At 44.9% G+C, this 16,944-nt stretch carries 12 protein-coding genes; 7 read left to right on the top strand and 5 right to left on the bottom strand.

Features of this window, described 5'->3' with window-relative positions; translation table 11 throughout:
• Positions 1-130 precede the first annotated feature (130 nt).
• The 3 genes from QUB06_RS02055 (at position 131) to QUB06_RS02045 (ending at position 5,831) form a co-directional block, all read left to right on the top strand.
• Entirely contained in the window at positions 131-2,755 is a 2,625-nt protein-coding gene (locus tag QUB06_RS02055; protein WP_333151653.1) for a DEAD/DEAH box helicase, read from the top strand.
• 554 nt (positions 2,756-3,309) lie between these two features.
• Entirely contained in the window at positions 3,310-4,602 is a 1,293-nt protein-coding gene (gene iscB, locus QUB06_RS02050) for an RNA-guided endonuclease IscB (protein WP_333151655.1), read from the top strand.
• A 47-nt stretch (positions 4,603-4,649) separates the two neighbouring features.
• Positions 4,650-5,831: a hypothetical protein gene (locus tag QUB06_RS02045; RefSeq protein ID WP_333433937.1), complete on the top strand. Its 1,182-nt coding sequence runs from the start codon at positions 4,650-4,652 to the stop codon at positions 5,829-5,831.
• A 12-nt stretch (positions 5,832-5,843) separates the two neighbouring features.
• Here QUB06_RS02045 and QUB06_RS02040 read toward each other — a convergent pair whose 3' ends face one another.
• Positions 5,844-6,911, bottom strand: a complete 1,068-nt coding sequence (locus QUB06_RS02040) for a hypothetical protein (RefSeq protein ID WP_333433936.1) — start codon at positions 6,909-6,911, stop codon at positions 5,844-5,846.
• A 354-nt stretch (positions 6,912-7,265) separates the two neighbouring features.
• Here QUB06_RS02040 and QUB06_RS02035 point away from each other — a divergent pair, with 354 nt between their 5' ends.
• From QUB06_RS02035 to QUB06_RS02025, 3 genes are all read left to right on the top strand, one after another.
• The gene (locus QUB06_RS02035; RefSeq protein WP_193975537.1) at positions 7,266-7,697 is read left to right on the top strand and encodes a helix-turn-helix domain-containing protein; all 432 of its coding nucleotides are present in this window, start codon (positions 7,266-7,268) and stop codon (positions 7,695-7,697) included.
• A gap of 128 nt (positions 7,698-7,825) precedes the next feature.
• Positions 7,826-8,536 (top strand): hypothetical protein, encoded by a 711-nt coding sequence (locus tag QUB06_RS02030; protein ID WP_333433935.1) that lies wholly within the window; start codon positions 7,826-7,828, stop codon positions 8,534-8,536.
• Between the two features lie 273 nt (positions 8,537-8,809).
• Positions 8,810-9,487 carry a response regulator transcription factor gene (locus QUB06_RS02025; protein WP_333151665.1) on the top strand — a complete coding sequence of 226 codons (678 nt, stop codon included), beginning with the start codon at positions 8,810-8,812 and terminating at the stop codon, positions 9,485-9,487.
• Between the two features lie 81 nt (positions 9,488-9,568).
• Here QUB06_RS02025 and QUB06_RS02020 read toward each other — a convergent pair whose 3' ends face one another.
• Positions 9,569-10,732, bottom strand: a complete 1,164-nt coding sequence (locus QUB06_RS02020; RefSeq protein WP_333433934.1) for a hybrid sensor histidine kinase/response regulator — start codon at positions 10,730-10,732, stop codon at positions 9,569-9,571.
• The gene (locus QUB06_RS02015) at positions 10,729-12,663 is read right to left on the bottom strand and encodes a type IV secretion system DNA-binding domain-containing protein (protein WP_333433933.1); all 1,935 of its coding nucleotides are present in this window, start codon (positions 12,661-12,663) and stop codon (positions 10,729-10,731) included. Before QUB06_RS02015 ends, QUB06_RS02020 begins: the two co-directional genes overlap by 4 nt.
• A gap of 82 nt (positions 12,664-12,745) precedes the next feature.
• On the opposite strand from QUB06_RS02015, the gene QUB06_RS02010 reads away from it, so the two are divergent.
• The gene (locus tag QUB06_RS02010) at positions 12,746-13,810 is read left to right on the top strand and encodes a DUF5895 domain-containing protein (RefSeq protein WP_333151671.1); all 1,065 of its coding nucleotides are present in this window, start codon (positions 12,746-12,748) and stop codon (positions 13,808-13,810) included.
• 3 nt (positions 13,811-13,813) lie between these two features.
• Here QUB06_RS02010 and QUB06_RS02005 read toward each other — a convergent pair whose 3' ends face one another.
• Complete coding sequence (locus QUB06_RS02005; RefSeq protein ID WP_333151673.1) at positions 13,814-14,449, bottom strand: hypothetical protein; 636 nt, start codon at positions 14,447-14,449, stop codon at positions 13,814-13,816.
• A 396-nt stretch (positions 14,450-14,845) separates the two neighbouring features.
• A complete protein-coding gene (locus QUB06_RS02000; RefSeq protein ID WP_333151675.1) occupies positions 14,846-16,933 on the bottom strand; it encodes a hypothetical protein in 2,088 nt (695 codons plus the stop codon).
• Between the last annotated feature and the right edge of the window lie 11 nt (positions 16,934-16,944).

Genomic DNA, 16,944 nt, shown 5'->3' with positions numbered 1-16,944 from the left:
AACTCTAAAAGGTTGTAACTCCTACCAAAAGCAGTCCGACTCCCAGTTGGTTTTTTTATTAATTTCCTCTCTCGTTCTTTTTCCTACCTATCGGTAGTAAGAGAGAAAAGATTCATTCTTAGAGTGACCAATGCCTCCCAATTATATCAACCTTCTTTCCCAACTAATAGCCAGACATGATTTTCACCAAAATAACTTCCCAGAAGCAAGCCACTTGCAGCCAACTGCAACAGCCGATTTGTGTGAGTTTTTAGGCGAAGAGGTTATTTATCAGACAATCGCGACTGCTACAACTCCTAAGCTCTACAAAATTCCTCAAGACTTGCCGCCTTCAATAATTTCTGCTTTGCACAGCCAAGGCATTCAACAGCTTTATTCGCACCAAATTAAAACACTCAAAGCCGTGCGCCAGGGCAAAGATGTCATCCTCAGCACAGCAACAGCTTCTGGCAAATCTTTAAGTGCGTACTTGCCTATTTTAGAGGGCATTCTCCAACATCAATTTACTGCACTCTCTATTTATGGCTTGAAAGCTTTAACAGCCGACCAAAGTCAAAAACTTGCCGATTTGCTCCAACTGATTCCTGAGCCTGCGCGCCCGCGCCTTGCCCTTCTAACTGGAGATACTCCTCCCAAAACCCGAGAACAATTATTAGCTGCAAATCCCAGCATAATCAGCGCCACACCAGAGTTAATTCACTATGCGCTGAAAGGCGTTCACTGGAGTCAGCCTTGGCAGCACTTTTTAAGTCGCCTCCGCTATATTGTCCTAGATGAAGCTCACACTTTTAACGGAGTTTACGGAGCTAACATGGCTAGCTTAATTCGCCGATTAAAATTGGCAGTAGACGAGCGCGGAGGTTGTTCTCAAAAACTGCAATTCCTGATGTTGAGTGCTACCGTTGGCAATCCCGTTAAATTAGCGAAGTTACTATCTGGTAGAAGTCGAAAGCGAAATATCAATGAACCCGAGCGGTTAGTTTGGATTAACTCTAGCGGAGCTGCTGTCCCAGAACGGCAATTAATTGTTACTAAACCGACTCATGATGCTAATTCAGATGTTGCTCGCATCATTATGTTTTTGTTGCAGCAAGGGCAAAGCGGAATTTGCTTCGGTAACGGCAGACAAGCAATTAAGAACTTGTGGGCAACTTTTAAGCAAGAAGCTGTAACTCAAACTAACTCGGGAATTGAGTCGCAAGTAGCAATTTTCTACGGCAGTTTAACAAGCGAGCGCCGCATGGAAATTATTAACTCTTTGCAGTCAGGAACAGTTAAGTGTATCCTCAGCACTAGCGCTCTCGAAGCAGGAATTGATTTACCTCAACTTGACTTTGCTATTATTAGTGGATGGCCGGGAAGCTTGCAAGCTTTTAGGCAGAGGGCTGGCAGGGCTGGTCGCGCAAACTCCGGTTTAATTGTCTTCATTCCTATTGCACAATCACCTTTGGATAACTATTTTGCCGAGCGCCCTGAATTGTTGGTGTCAGCCGAATCTGAATTGGTGAGCTTTAATGCCAATTATCCCATAGATATTGCCAAACATTTGATGTGCGCGGCTGTCGAAACAGGCATTCCTGCCAGTAAGCTCAAGCACTACTTTGGCAAGAGCGCTCCTCAAATTGCAACGGCTTTAATTGAGCAAGGTGTTCTTCACAGAAGCCGGGATAAATTATGGGCTAAGGGCTTTCCCCATAAAGATGTAAACTTTCGAGGGGGAACGGGTTCTAGCACGATACAACTGGTGGATGCGGAGACTCAAGAAGAGATTGAACTCCTCAGTGCGGAGATTGCTTATCGAGAGGTATTTCCTGGTGCTATTTACCGCACGCAAAACTCAGACGGCTGTTTGGTGACTTATACTTCGCGCTCACTCTTGAATGGCAAAGCTATTTTGCAAAACACCCCTGAAACTCGACTGTTTACTGTAGCGATTAGCCACACTCATACCAGCCTCAAGCAGAATTTGAGTTTGCCTCAACAAATCCCGTTGGTCATTCCAGAAGTTGAAGGAAATGTTCAAACCAATTCAACGGATAGTAAGGCAATTCCAGCTCAAGCTATTCTGGAACTGGTTTGGGGAGAAATTAGCCAACTCGTCACTGGTTATCAATTATTAACTCGCAATTACGAGTTAACTTGTCTCAATAGAAAGTGTGTCAATTACAAAGAGCATTTACCAAAATGTACTGCCTGTCCTGTTTGTGGCAAGAGAACTCGCTCTGCTGAGCTAACATCGGTTCTTAATGAGGTAAACTTTGAGCAACCTTACGAAATAAAATTTGCGACTCCTGTACTGCAAATTAGTTTTAATTCCCCGGTTGAATGTTATCTGCAACAGGTAGTAACAGCTACTCGCCAGGAATTGCTTCAATCTCAACAGCAGATGGAGCCCGGATATCAGCAGTTGTGGGAGTACCCCGCGAATTTGTTGGCTATTCACAGTTTCGGCCATCAAATTTTAGCAGCTTTACCTCTGACTATTTTGGCTTCACCTAATGATGTGAATTTTCTAGTAGAGAAGAGAGGTGCAAATGACTATGCAGGACTCTTTTACGATTTAGCAGAAGGAGGTTCGGGAACCTCGGAAGCTATTTTTCGTTCTCTCCCTCAATTAGCTCATGCGGCTGCTGAGTTAGCCCGCAGTTGTTCTTGCAGTTCTGGCTGTCCTAAATGTTTGATTCAGTCGGGATGCCCTGATGGTAACAAAGCTTTACTCAAGCAGGTGGGGCTGCTGCTGTGCGAAGCATTTTAAGAAAGGGGAAGGGGAAGGGGAAGGGGAAGGATAGAAAAAGCTAATTATTTGGGGAGGTAAAAGGGGGTAGAAGGGAAAACAATAACCTGTTTTCCCTTTTATTACCTCTAAACATTTACATTTAGTTGCAAATACTTTTCCAAAAATTAATATATTTTTTTTGCTTCTCTCTCACTCTTATACATTTGGTTTAATAAATAAAAGCAAAATTTAATCTGTCCTTTATCGTCTCCTTCCCCTTCCCCTTCCCCTTCACCTTCTTAAAATGTGCGAACCGCTACTGCGGTTTTTAGAGGTGCATTTTTCAGACTTGTACTCGTCAGGAACCTCAGCCTAAAGGCATGAGGCTTGCCGGAAAAATCCAGTAAGCCATTCTGACCAGCCACAGTCTTAACTGACTACATTTCGAGAGTCACGACACCCTTAGATGCGTGCTAGTCTTCTGCTCTGTCGCTAACAATTAAACAGTTTTACGGTCACTGAAACAGTGTTGTTAGCTTAACAAGCTCTTGAAATATTGGCGAAGCAAACATTACCCCGCAAGGGAGAATTTCATGCAAAACTATACCTTTGTACTGGATCCAAATAAACAACCACTACATCCCGTTCATCCTGCCGTGGCTAGAAGATTACTCTCGAATGGCGAAGCTGCGGTCTTCCGTAGATACCCATTTACCATCATTCTTAAACGTGCTGTCAATACAACTGAACAGTCGATGGCGTTCCGCCCCGCAAGCTACGAGATCAAACTCGATCCCGGTAGTAAAACTACGGGAATTGCGCTACTAAAAGGTGAAAATATCATCTTCGTAGGTGAGCTAAATCACAGAGGACAAGCAATTAAAGCTAGCTTGGATTCTCGTCGTGCTATCCGTAGAAGTCGTCGAGCTAGACATACCCGCTACCGTCAAGCGCGTTTCCTAAATCGCATTCGTCCGAAAGGTTGGCTAGCTCCTAGCTTAAAACATCGAGTAGATACTACGCTGACCTGGGTCAACAAATTCATCAAATTTGCACCCGTAAATAGTATTGCGATGGAGTTAGTTCGATTCGACCTTCAACAACTAGAGAAACCTGAAATTTCTGGGGTCGAATATCAGCAAGGCGAATTACTTGGGTACGAAATCAGAGAATATCTGCTCAACAAATGGGAGAGAAAATGTACTTACTGCAAGGTAGAAAATATTCCTTTGCAGGTAGAGCACATTCATCCCAAGGCAAAAGGAGGTAGCAATCGAATCTCTAATCTGTGTCTAGCTTGCGAAAAATGTAATCTCAAGAAAGGTACTCAAGATATTAACGACTTCCTTTTAAAGAAGCCAGATTTGCTCAAGCAAATTATGGCACAAGTCAAACAACCACTCAAAGATGCTACCGCCGTCAACTCAACCCGTTGGGCATTGTTTAATCAACTCAAGCTAACGGGATTACCTGTTACGACGGGTTCCGGCGGGCAGACAAAATACAATCGCACTCGATTAGAGTTGCCCAAAACTCATTATTTTGACGCTGCTTGTGTTGGCAAGGTTGATAAATTAATTGTGTTAACCACTCAACCATTGTTAATCAAGGCCAACGGTCACGGCACTCGACAAATGTGCCGCACTGATAAATTTGGTTTTCCATCTCGTTATGTACCTCGTGACAAATTTGTCAAAGGTTTTCAAACTGGCGACCTTGTTAAAGCAGTAGTAACCAGGGGAAAGAAAGTTGGTCAATATATTGGTCGAGTGGCTGTTCGCAGCAGTGGCTCTTTCAATATTTCGGCAAAAGAATTGGTACAAGGTATTAGCCATAAATACTGTCAGACTCTTCAGAGGAAAGATGGATATTCATACCAATTTTAACTCAAGTAAAGCCGTCTTTTAAGACGGGGTTTCTACCCATTATTTTGATGAAAAATAAGCTTGTCTTGCCAATCATTAACTCCAAAATTAGAGAGTCAACGCTGTTACATTTCAGAAATCAACCCTATAAACCAAAGAAAAAGCAAGCTTTAATCCCCAACCTCACACGAGATTTAAAGCATGGCTGGCTTTTAACAATTCTCGCACAAATAGACCGATGTTTGTGGGGAAGGTGGGATTATTGGGCTTTGTGTCAAGCTGTCCCTAGTCATGCCTGGATGCGGTGGAAGATGGAGCCAATGCTAGCCATTCTGGAGAACAGAAAACCAGAAATTTTACCCAAATTTGTAATTGAGGAAACTTTGCCAGCAGAACCGATTCCCCAAATTGAATGGCAGCATTCTCCTACCGCAGAAGCCATGTTAGATAATAGCCTCAATTGCATTCCCAAACATGGAGAATGGAAAACTTGGTCAGCTTGGGACTATTTGGAGTTTTTCTTGGACTGGGTTTTGTTCGCATTCGGACATCCAGCTTACAAGATTTTACCCAAAGAACCCGCCGACTGTGAAGGTGCATCAATGCGCCTTTATCAGATGTTTGACCTGTCAATTCTCATGCTATATCCTGAAGATTATATGGGCAGACTGCTACCCCAAATCTGCGGAAAGACTGCTCAAAAAAGTTCAGGATTTTATCCGACACCCTTAGCTTTGTGTCAGTTCATATCTAAGTTAGTCAGTGGTGATAAAACAGAGCGAATTTCCAGCTTCAATGAACCTGCGTGCGGTACGGGTGCTTTAATGTTAACACAGTCGAATTACTGTCTGAGCGGTATCGGTCAAGATATAGACCCTACTCTGTTAAAATGCGCTTTGTTTCAGTTTTATATGTTTTCACCTTGGCTGGCTGTTCCGATTTGGTGGTTGGGTCAAACTGATTTGCTCCTTGGCAATACTTTAAGTAGCGATCGACCTCAATCAATAAACGCTGCTTACTGGTATAATGAGTGGTTTGAGCCAGTCGAGTCCCAGGCTGAAAATGATACTGATTGTCCTGTCGAACATGAAATAAGTTCAGGAGAAAGCTCAGAAGTTATTGACTTGAATGAGAAGACATCAATTCACTCAAATCCAGTAATTCAAGAAGTTGTTAAGGGCAAACGCCGATCCAGAAAAACGACAACATCTCCTCACCAATTTACGCTGTTTAATTTGGACGATTTCTAGCCCAATACGTACCTAATTCTCACTTGTGGCGGCGGGCGTAATGTTATGAGTAGGCTGGACTAATGAAGCAAAACTGATTGTAGAAACTGCTGCTTTGAGGACTTGTTCCGCCCAATCTGCTACAGCCAGACCTTGAGTTTTAGCCGCATCTTGCATCTGGGCTTGCAGGTGTATCGGGAGCTGTAGAGTTAAGGTAAAAGTATCTCGTTGGGCTCGTCTTGCCTTTTTGACTAACTCTGGCTCGATCCATCGATCGAGCCACAATTTACATTTAGAGCCCCGTTCGTTACCATCTTTCTCAATAAAGCTTAGTTTGCCTAGCTTGTGGCAATAAAAACTGTGAGGGTCGTCTTGAACAGGCTCAAAACTGCAATGATAGCAGTTCCAGCAGCTTCGGCATTGAGTTTCTGTCTGACTGGATGTTGCTCCCAATCCCTCAGCATTCTCTTGAGTGGCTGCTGAAATTTCACGGTTTGACGATGGATGATTGGCTGTTTGAGTTCGTTGGTTTTTGGAACTGTTTTCGTTGTTAGACTTATTCCTCGAAATTTTTTTCTGGTGTTCTTCAACAACTCGGGCAACGTGAAAAGCCGTAAGTTTGCCGTTCGGAGCAGTAGAAACGGCTTGGGCCCAAGCCCTAGGCTGCTCTTGGGAGGGTAGTGCTGTTAGAGGGCGAACTTGGCGCTCATTGGCGGGAAGGATTTGTGCGCCATGGCGCACATTTTCATAGACGGTTGCCGCTTCAATCAATTGGTAAGCCCAGCGACGAGACATTTCCCACCGATTAGTGCAATAGTCTTCAAACGTCGAGAAGTCTTGTCGGTAGAGGCGCCGATCCCGGATCTGGCGCAAAGCTTGCCCTATTTCCCAGAAAGCTTTCAAGCTCCGTTCGACTTTCGCTTCCAAGCTGCTTAATTCTAATGCTTCAGCATCAGTGAGCGTACTGCTGTGGGCAGACAAATCTTTAGCGTCGGCTTTGTTTAGGTGGCAGTCCTGTGCAACTCTCGCAGTGAGTTCAGCGCTGCGAACAACAGAGAAGTTATGTGCATCAGAACCGCGAACTGTGTTGGAGGATGACATTGATGTTCCGTCCGTCTTGCGCGGTGCAAGATTAAGTATTGCATACTGCAAGGGTAGTTGCGTAATCGATTAAGGCTGTGATTGCTCAAATTTTGTAGAAAGGGCGTAAAATAGCGAAAAAGTATCGGCTTCAACGCAGCAGAAAGTAAAATAGTGTACGGTAAAAGCGTTAGTTGACATCCTCCGGGTGCGTTCGTGCGCGGGGATTCCCAAGACCACTCTTTGGGCTTCCTCTTTCCACTACTCGGCTTACACTCGGAGGAGTATCCTCAGCCAAACTCTTGTCGGTGTCTCGCAAGGGCGTTAGTTCCCGTGTGCCCCAGGACTTTAAACCTAAATTTTCGGTAAGCAATTGTGACTGTTAGCTCTGTATCTTCTCTTATACTCGATCGCCAAAAGCGGCTGACTCAGTTGATCGAGCTGCTGCTGAAAGAAGGCTGGACTCAAAGTGCTTTAGCGTCCGCTATCGGAGTAGATTTTTCAACCGTATATCGGTGGTTAAAAGGGAAAACGATACCCGAATCCGATTCTAAGAACTTTCGGCAACTGGCAAAGTTAAGCGGTGGCAGTACCAAGACTCTGCAACTTTATTTGGATGGAGAAATATCCTTATCAGTTTATCAACGCGGTTTGGATGAGGTGGCGATCGGTCAAGTGAGTGGCAGCAAGAGGATAGGCTCTGAAAAAATTAAAAAAGAAGTTTTAGCAAAGATTTATTCCCTCGATCCAGATGATATTGCCGATATCATTTCTTCATCAGTAGCATTTTTAGCCAAACTTGTATAATTAGGTAACAAGCAGCCTACACCCTCACGGTTTTCGGTTGAGAAGCCGGAAAAGTCAGCGTCTCATTCTCCATTCCCCCCTGACTTCTGGCGATCGCCGCTATTGCTCAGTCTTTTATGCTCTGAGCAATGTACCTCCTTACTCTATCAGACCTCAATCAAACTATTCATACTAGCCCACTACAAGAGCCACCTCTTGTTCCTTCCTATCTGCAAGAACGCTTGCAACTGCTTGTCAAGCAAATTTTAATGGGATTACCTGTCGAGCCAATTCTCAACAGTCACCCCCAGTTCCAGCAGTGGGTTTTCCAGCTCAAAGAACTATCGCCATCACTGTTTTTACCCCAGCGAAAACTGTTTGTTGACATTCCACTTCAAACAAAACTAGACCGAACAAAAAGGGGAGTGACAGAAGAAAATTCTTCCCCTTCTCCTCCATTTAAAGTGATACAAGTCCGTACAAATGTGGGTCTAGTCAAAGGGACGCCCAAACTATTTGAGTGGGCGATTCGCCATCCTGTACTGACTTGGCAAGACCGAGTTAAGTTATGGGTAGCTGCCGAATTCTTCGAGATCGAGCCTCACAAGCTACAACTGATTATTTTGGCACTGCACCCGACTCAACCTGCAGAAAAAGTTCTGTTTGCCTGGGACAGCAAGCAACACCGACACACTCAAAATTGGCTTTTGACTACCATTGAACGAGAGAGAGAACAAACAGTTATCAAGCTCAATGGTCATCTAACACCTCAACCGAAGGAAGTAGCAACAGCTATCAATTTGGATGAAGTCAATTTGGATGAAATCAATTTGGATGAAGTCAACGAAGTGTCGATATAATCTGTTCAGACTGTGTATAGCTCTTCTGGATTTGTGGAGGGAACGGTAGTGTGAGCCTCTCGCGCGGGCTTTTCGGGCCGTATCACTAGAATTTTTCTGATCACCTAAAACTCGGGAGAATCGACTTTATTACCATCCTCCTATCGAGAGACATCCACCTTCCGACGAAATTGCCCAAAAATCAATACTTTTCTTCTCTCCATAGGAGGATGACACTCTTTAATATGAGGAAAAACAATAGACTATGGATAAAATGTAGTAGGAATCTTAGCCGTGACTGCAACTACCGCCACGCAACCAAAAACAAGCCAACTAAAAACCATCCTGATAGTTGAAGATGACCCGATGATGCAGCTCGGTCTACAGCATATCCTCAATAACCAACCCCATTTAACAGTTGTCGCACAAGCTGTTAACGGCAACGAAGCCGTCAGTGCTGCACTGCAACACCAACCAGACATCGTGCTGATGGACATTGACTTACCCGGAATCGACGGTATTGCAGCCGCGCAGCAAATCAGAGCCGCACTGCCGCATACTCGCATCCTGATGCTCACCCACCACAGCAATCCAACTCAGGTAATGGCGGCTTTGTCAAGCGGCGCTCACGGCTACTGCGTTAAAGGCACTAACGCAGAACAACTTCTAGCAGCGATTACGACTGTGCAAGAAGGTGGCAGTTACCTAGACCCTAAGATTGCCGACTGCGTGCTGCAAAATCTCAAAACGCCACTGCCCGAAAGCTATGCGAATGACGACATCAAGCTGACAGAACGGGAAATGCAGGTTTTGCAGCAGCTAGTTGAGGGTAAAAGCAATAAACAAATCGCCGCTCAACTAGGAATGAGCGTCCACACCGCCAAAGGTCATGTAGAGATGATTATAGCTAAATTTGAAGCGAGCGATCGCACCCAGGCTGCCGTTAAAGCACTGCGTTTGGGGCTGGTTTAGCCGTTGGAATGCAGCTTCTAATTGTTCTAAAAAAAGTGGTTTTTGAGGCGTAGCTATCGCGTAGCAAATTATGACAGCTTGTCAATCTTCAAACTTTGGCAATGTCAACCAAAACCTCGCTCCTTTTCCCAATTCGCTATCAACGCCAATATCTCCGCCGTGAGCCTCAACAATTTGCCGGCAAATGTAAAGTCCCAATCCCAATCCTTGCCTTAAACTAACTCCAACTCCCCTCGTATAAGGCTCGAATAATCTTGCACATTGCTGAGGAGAAATTCCTGCCCCATTGTCTGCAACCGTACAGCGAACCATCTCACCTTCCTTTTTAGCTTCTACCGTCAAAATAAACCCAGACTGATTGTATTTAACAGCATTGTCGATCAGATTGCCAAACACCCGCCATAGCTGCTGGGCATCAGCATTGACTAAAGGCAAATCTGCTGCAAAAAGCTGTTTAACCTTGACTCGATGCTGGTTGAGAATTGGTAATCTTTCAATAAGAATATTTTGGACTAAAGCGGGCAGCGACAGCGGCTTCATGGCTAAAGAAGCACTTTTCACATCAAACTGTTGTGTTGCTGTTAGTGACTCAATCAACTGGAGTTGGCGCGAACAACTTTGCACCATAACCTCCATAGTCCGCCTATCAATAGCAATGTTACTGCCAGCATCATTGAGGCGACTTCGCAGCAGCAGCGACATTCCCGATAGAGGCGATCGCAAATCGTGCGAAACAGCGTGCAACAGCATTCTTAAATTGGCTTCTGCTTGCTGTCTTTCTTGAATTTCCTGGCTGAGCTGAACATTTTGTGTAGCCAATTGCACGTTAGCGCAGCGAAGTTGCTGCTGCAAACGCTGCATTTTAAGTTGGGCAGATACCCGCGCTAACACTTCAACAGGCTCAAAAGGTTTTATAATGTAGTCAGCACCGCCCGCCTCAAACCCTTTTACTTTGTCAAATACGTCATCTAAAGCGCTGATAAAAATTATAGGGATATCACAAGTAGCTTCAGATGCTTTAAGTTGACGACAGACTTCATAACCATCCATACCGGGCATTTTTATGTCTAGCAAAATCAAGTCGGGCGCTTGCAACTCTACTGCTTTTAAAGCTCGCTCTCCACTAATCAACTTCCTGACTTTGTAACCGTTTTCAATTAGCAATTGAGAGAGTAGTTGAATGTTAGCGGGAATATCGTCAACAATCAAAATATCAGCCAAAAATTGTTTAGTTTGCTCCATCATCTATCGCCACCAAAGGACAGAGTTTTGAGTTTTTTCCGAATATTGCCAACCGCTATTTTCCCAGCCGCGCTGTTCGCACCAGCAGCATTAACAGGCGACTTAACATCAGCCACAGTCACGGGTTCTTCTGGATCGTTCGGATGTGGCAGCAATTGGTAAGCGAATCGAATCCGCTGATCCAGCTCTTCATCTATATTGAGCAGTTTACCCGTCTGCTGCTCGACTGACAAAGCTTTTGCCCGCTTTTCAAGCTGCGGTCTGATGCTGCTGTCCCACAGTTCTTCAGACTCTTTAGCTCGCTTTATGTCGCCGGGTCGCACCGGAATCTTGAGAGGGTAGGGAAATAAAGCTTCCGTCCCCGTTGCGTAGGCCGGTGAAGTGATGACGCACTTGCCTTGAGGAAACCTCAGAATTTCGTCAGGACTAATCAGCGGTTTCTTTTGCAACTGTTCGCTCCAGTTGACAGAACGGCTCGTTTGCTGCCCCGTCGAGCTGCCGGTCGATCGATTTTTTACCAGCACTTCCACTTCCCCGTACCGCTTAGAATATTTCTCGGCTGTCTCAAAATCGCCGGGGTTGAAGAGGACATGAGTTGACAAAGCACTGGCGATCGCAGCTCCTTTTTTATCCCCATATAAATTATAGAGTTGATTGAGCGATTGAATCCCAACAATCGGCACGCCACCAGCAGAACGATATTCGTTAGCCCACTGATCCATTCTGTCGAACTTGAGAGATGGAAACTCGTCTAAGCAGTACAAAAATGGGTCAGAACGTACCCGACTCAAATTAGACACCACACATAAGTGAATAGCAGCAGCTAACAGCGGCCCCACTACAGTGCGCCTTTGGTCATCTAATTTGAAAATAACGCACTTTTTGCCTTCTAAAGCAATTGGAATCGTGCTGCGACCAATAAATGCCCGCAACAAATCTTTTTGAATGAAACTGGAGTAGGTTGCCTCTGCGGTTGCCTTAATGCCCGCCACAGTTTTTTCAGCATCTTTTGAACTTAATAACTGCGAAAAACTAGAGGCAATCCACCTGTCCATTTTGAGGGGATGACCGTCGGGCCGATGAACGGCGTGGTCGATGCGCTTGACCAAATCTGGGAGTTGAATAATTGCGTACACAAAAGCTAAATCCGGGTAAGGACTGCTTTTTGCCAACTGCACTAAACCCTTCGCCATCAACTCGCCTGCTTTCTCGAAAAACTCATTGCCTTTGCTCTCCCCCGGACTAGCATTTCGAGCAATAACTTGTCCAATTTCTGCTGCCATTACTGCATCTTGTGCATCTCTCATAAAATCCAGAGGATTGATAGTGCCGCTGTAAGCTTCCCCCGGTGCAAACACTTGCACATCGTAGCCGTAGCGCACTGCAAGGGGTGCAAGCAGTTTCATTTGGTCTCCTTTTTTGTCGTAAATAATGACAGGAAACCCTTGCTGAAATGCACTTTCAACCATCCGGTCAATGACGCTGAATGTTTTGCCAGAGCCCGGAGCGCCAATGACTAAAGTTCCGCGTTCTGCGTGGGGAAACCAAACTGTAGGAGATGCACCTAATAGCGTTTGCAATCTAGCGCTCAATCCCTGACAACCTTTAAACCAATAAGTCGGCGTACCGCTCCACAAAGTGACGGGCTGCCGTTTTTTTTCTTTCATTTGTTTGAGGGCAGAGCCTGTGGCTGCCAATTTTTCAGCCGTCCCGCACAGCCGCCCGGAGGTAATTTTACCCTTCCCATTTCCAACTAATTTGGAAGCAATAAGTAAGCCTGCCATTAGCCCTAACATTGCCAGTCCCTCTGGCTTCATAAACTGACCCAACAAGCCGCCAAAATCTATGCTAGTTAACGAACGTTTAGGAGCTTGAACTGCCATTGGTACCAAGGTAGCTTTGTTAATTTTAGGCAAGAATTGCAAATTGTTCATTTTTTTGAGCTCTTAAAAAACTAAATGTTTCAGCTAGCGGCTATCGCCTCAAGGGGGAAACCATGACAAAAATAGGTAAACAATGGTAAGAAGCAATAACGCGAAATCTCCCAGTAAGACAGTACAGAATTCTAGTGGAAAGTCCCACACGCAAAAGAACAAGAGTGCTGATTATTACGAGATAGATCCGGAGCTATTCAACAGTGATTACAACCAAACTCGCAAGCCCTCTTTGCCCTATGGAATCGTGATTAACGATAACCCAGCAGGTATTTTGCTCCCGAACGACCAGCTTGTCAAAGCGGAATGGCACGTAATACCTAATGTTGAGGAATTGACAACGGTCGAACTAAGCGAAGAAGTGACAGGCTTGCTGCTCCCAAAAGCGAGAATGTTGGTATTAGCTTTTGTGCCTGAGTACATCCGCTACAAAGATATTGAAGAAAATGGAGAATTAGCAGGTACTTTTATTGGGCTTTACGACGAATATCGCGATTCCCTCGATAAAAAGACGCAGGAAGTGTGTTCCGAACACGCTCTCATCTTTCTAAATGCCAAAAACCAACCCCTGCATCAGGTACCGATTGTCGTCCGCTTCAAGAATGTAGCCCTCTGGAGCTTTAAGAGCGCTAGAGAAGAATTTTACCGCAATTTGGAACGGGCATTTGCTGATTGCTTTGGGAGAGATTACAGCGGTAAAAATGACAAGTGGCGCTCTTTGGGAGTGTTGAATGTCGAGTTTAGAGCTCTTAAAGAAGGGGAAGGCAAAAATAAATCGTTTTGCTGCAAAACTCACAGCATTACTCAGCCAACTGATGCTAATTTTCACAAGCTATTTCTCGGTCAAAAACCACAAAAAAAATTGATTTGGGGACTGCACAATAACATTGCTGGTTTCATTGAGGCTAGCGATGCCGGGTTGCCAGCTATAGCTGCTGGTGCGGAACCTGAAGTCCAGGCATTGCCAGAAAGCGTAACTAACCGCAAAAATCGAGGTAAATTGTCACCCCCTCGCAAAATTGCACAAGTTGAAGGAGGAACAGACTCAGAATTAGAGGAATTAGATGAATTTTCCGAGGCTGCTGAGGTTGAAGTTGAGGTTGATTCAGAAGAAGATTTTGACTTCGATGAACCCGCAGACTACTAAACACTAACTACTGAAAAGCTGGCTGTCAGCAAGTTGATAGGTAAGGCCGTCGTAGCAAAATTGAAGCTGGCGGCGGCCTTCTTTGGAAAGCTGATTCACTCCTAGACAAGGCAAACCCTCGTGCGAGGAACTGTCAGCCTCAAACAAAGGAGTTTTCGGCGGTTTATGGGGATCGAGATAAGCTGCAAATACTTCTGTTGGCATTTGACTTGAATCATTAGGAATTAAGTAGCCAACATAAAGGCAGCCTTTTGTGCCGCACAGAGCGGAATTATTGAAATCATAAAGGTTCAGCCGTCCTACCGAGCCATTAACTTGCCACACTCGCATTCTCTTAATCGCTTCCGCCGCTGCACTTTGCCCAGCCACTACTTTGAGTTCTGGAAGGCTGCTGTGTTCCTTTACGATTAGGGTTAAAGTTTCTTTTGGAGTGACTCGCAAAGCTTGTTGCCAAGAAGCTGGTGCGGTTGTTGCTGAACTAGAATTCGTGCAAGCAACTGTCCCCAATAATAGCGACAGGGCGGTAAAAACTGTCAAACCAATGCGAAACCAGTAACCAAGTTGATTTAACCAAACCGGGGGGTTGACAATCTTTTGGGTGCCTGCTGTTTGTTGCTTAACTCTATTTTGTTTAACCATTTGTTACTCCACTCCTACAAAATACAAGAAAAAACAGGACACTAAAGCCGAAAAAAAAGACAATAAAAGAGAGATTGTTTTGCTGAACTAAGCTGTTGTATGTCTAAATCTTAAAGTCAATTTTTATGACTGACTTCGGGGAATACAAAACGAGTCTACAATTTATATCCTGAACAGCTTAGAAGTCATATCTAATCAGTTGACATCGGAATTATTATCTCTCTCTTCTCTTTCTCTGTGTCCTCTGTGCCCTCTGTGGTTTAATCATTCCGATACCACCAATTTTGATATCAATGCCATGAAATTAATGGTTTCAGCAATTAAAAACGTCCTGGTTGTAGAGAAGGTTGTTAGACTTGTTAATAACTTGCTTTTCCACCTCCTCTTTCCCCTGGTTCAATGGGAGAGTGCAGCCGTGCCAAAACTAATTGCTAGTCCCAAACCGATTAGAATCATAAAAAATTGCTGCTTTCGCTTGTAAAAAAGTCGAATTAAGAACCACATTCCCATCAAAAAAGAGCTAATGAACAGCGCAACCTTAATACTCCCACTAGCATTTAAAGTAATGCCGGAGCCGACAGAGTTGCTGATGCCATTGCTGTCACCAGAATTAGCTTGGCAATTGTCGCTGGTATTGTGGTTATAAAGCTCTCGAACTTTTTCCCCGTACTGTTTGAGAGAGTAGCCGCCTAAAATGTTGGAATAGCTGGCATCAATTTTACTGCCAGAACCCCCAAAGTGTTTTTGCGCTACTCGCTCAATTAAGCGATCGCCCTTGAAGACCTGCCCAGTTTTAGGGTCAATTTCCTGTTGGCTGCTGACTAAGTTCTCAGCTAGAGAATTTTGCAAGACTTTATCCTGAACAGCAGGAGGAAAATATTGGAAGAGTTCGTCTCTTGTAGGTTTTTGGCCTTTGTTGACGTTCAGGATAAAGTTAGCCCCCCCTGGAATTGAGCTGACAGCACGCTGCACCTCTTCCCGGTAACTCATCAACTGATAGCGACCGATCGCCCGCCCGCAGTTGCGAGATCCTTCGGTACAAACCATCTCGCCAATAGCTTCGTAATCGCCACTGGCTGCATTTTCCAAATTGGCGATTCCTTCGGAAAGCTTTGCTAACGCCTCCCCTAATGAAGCTACATCCACACCGTTAACGTAAGTTGCGGGGCCCGCGCACTCTCGCTTTGATTCAGGTAGAGGCTGAGTTGGTAAAGTGTTTTCTTTAGCTTGATTGGAACTCAGTGGCTTTGAAGGTTTTGTTTCGGATGCGACGCCTTTTGAACGCGAAATACTGTTAGAAGAACCGCCCTCCAATCGACCGACAAACATAGGCGAATTAACGCTGTAACTGAGAAACGGAACCGGACCAATAATGTAAGGCGATTTGCCGCAGGGCAAACTAAACCTGAAGTACAGAGCCGTGTCAACAGTATCGCTGGTTTCTGACGGTTCCATTACCACTACTTTAAACACTTCCCCAAAAGGATGCCGGCCCGTCGGTTCCCAACCGGTCAAACAGCCAGAACCGCCTCGCACTTCCTGGTATTTGCCGCTAATCCACTGCTTGCCTTCTAGCGGCCCTGTGGCGCGGCGACCGGCGTTTTCCATGTCGTCGAGTTCGATATAAGCGCAATCTTTCTCGCACGCTACCGCAAATCCTTCTACATTAGAACCGGAAAGTGTGTTATTGCGCTTGTTCTCGTACCGACTGTAGATCGTGTCAATTCGCATGATTGTGCTGCCAATAGACGCAATAGGAACAGGAAAAGTAGAAAGCGGGACTTGACTCAGCAGCGGAATATTGCTGATGAGTTCCTCTGACCAGCCAGAGAACTGTTCTAAATTTACGCTATTAAGATTGGGAATTTGGGCGATCGCAAACTCAGATAGGTCAATTTGGTTGAGTTTTGCCTGCGCTAGTTGCGGTACTTGTTTTACAGCTTGACCAATTGGTAATTGGTTGATGTTAGGGTTCACTCCGGCTATTTGAGAAGATAAAGAAGCAATTGGAGGAACATCGCTCAATTGAAATTGACCCAGATTCGGAACAATTTCAACCAAGTGACCGACAGTTTGCTTACCAGCTAAGGGAAATGCTGACAAGCTGATATTTTCTAAATTGATATCCCCTAGTGCCAATTGTTCAATTGCTTGCAAAGACAGAATTTCAGGTTTTACATCGTTGATGTCCCCCAGCTTCAAGATGTTGTCAACAGAAGTGCCGGCTTGCCAGCTTCGACCGCCTGAACTTCCAGAACTAGCAACGGCGGGCAGGGAACTAAAGGTAATCTGGTTCCAATCTGGCAGCAAAACTCTAGATTGTTCTTTTTCCCAAATTTTAGTAGGTAAGGGACTGGCGCTAGCAATTAATGGAAAGCTTAAGAAAGTAATGCAGATGAAAGCAAAAATTAGGCAGAGTGTACTGGCAGCTATTAAAGCAGATCCTACCTGGCTTAATTTTATTAACTGCTTTGGACTGTTCATGGGAATCCTAT

This window comes from Microcoleus sp. D2_18a_D3, from assembly GCF_036702455.1.
Taxonomy (GTDB): domain Bacteria; phylum Cyanobacteriota; class Cyanobacteriia; order Cyanobacteriales; family Microcoleaceae; genus Microcoleus.
The sequence above is the reverse complement of the archived record's forward strand: the minus strand, read 5'-3'. Positions and strand labels throughout refer to the sequence as shown.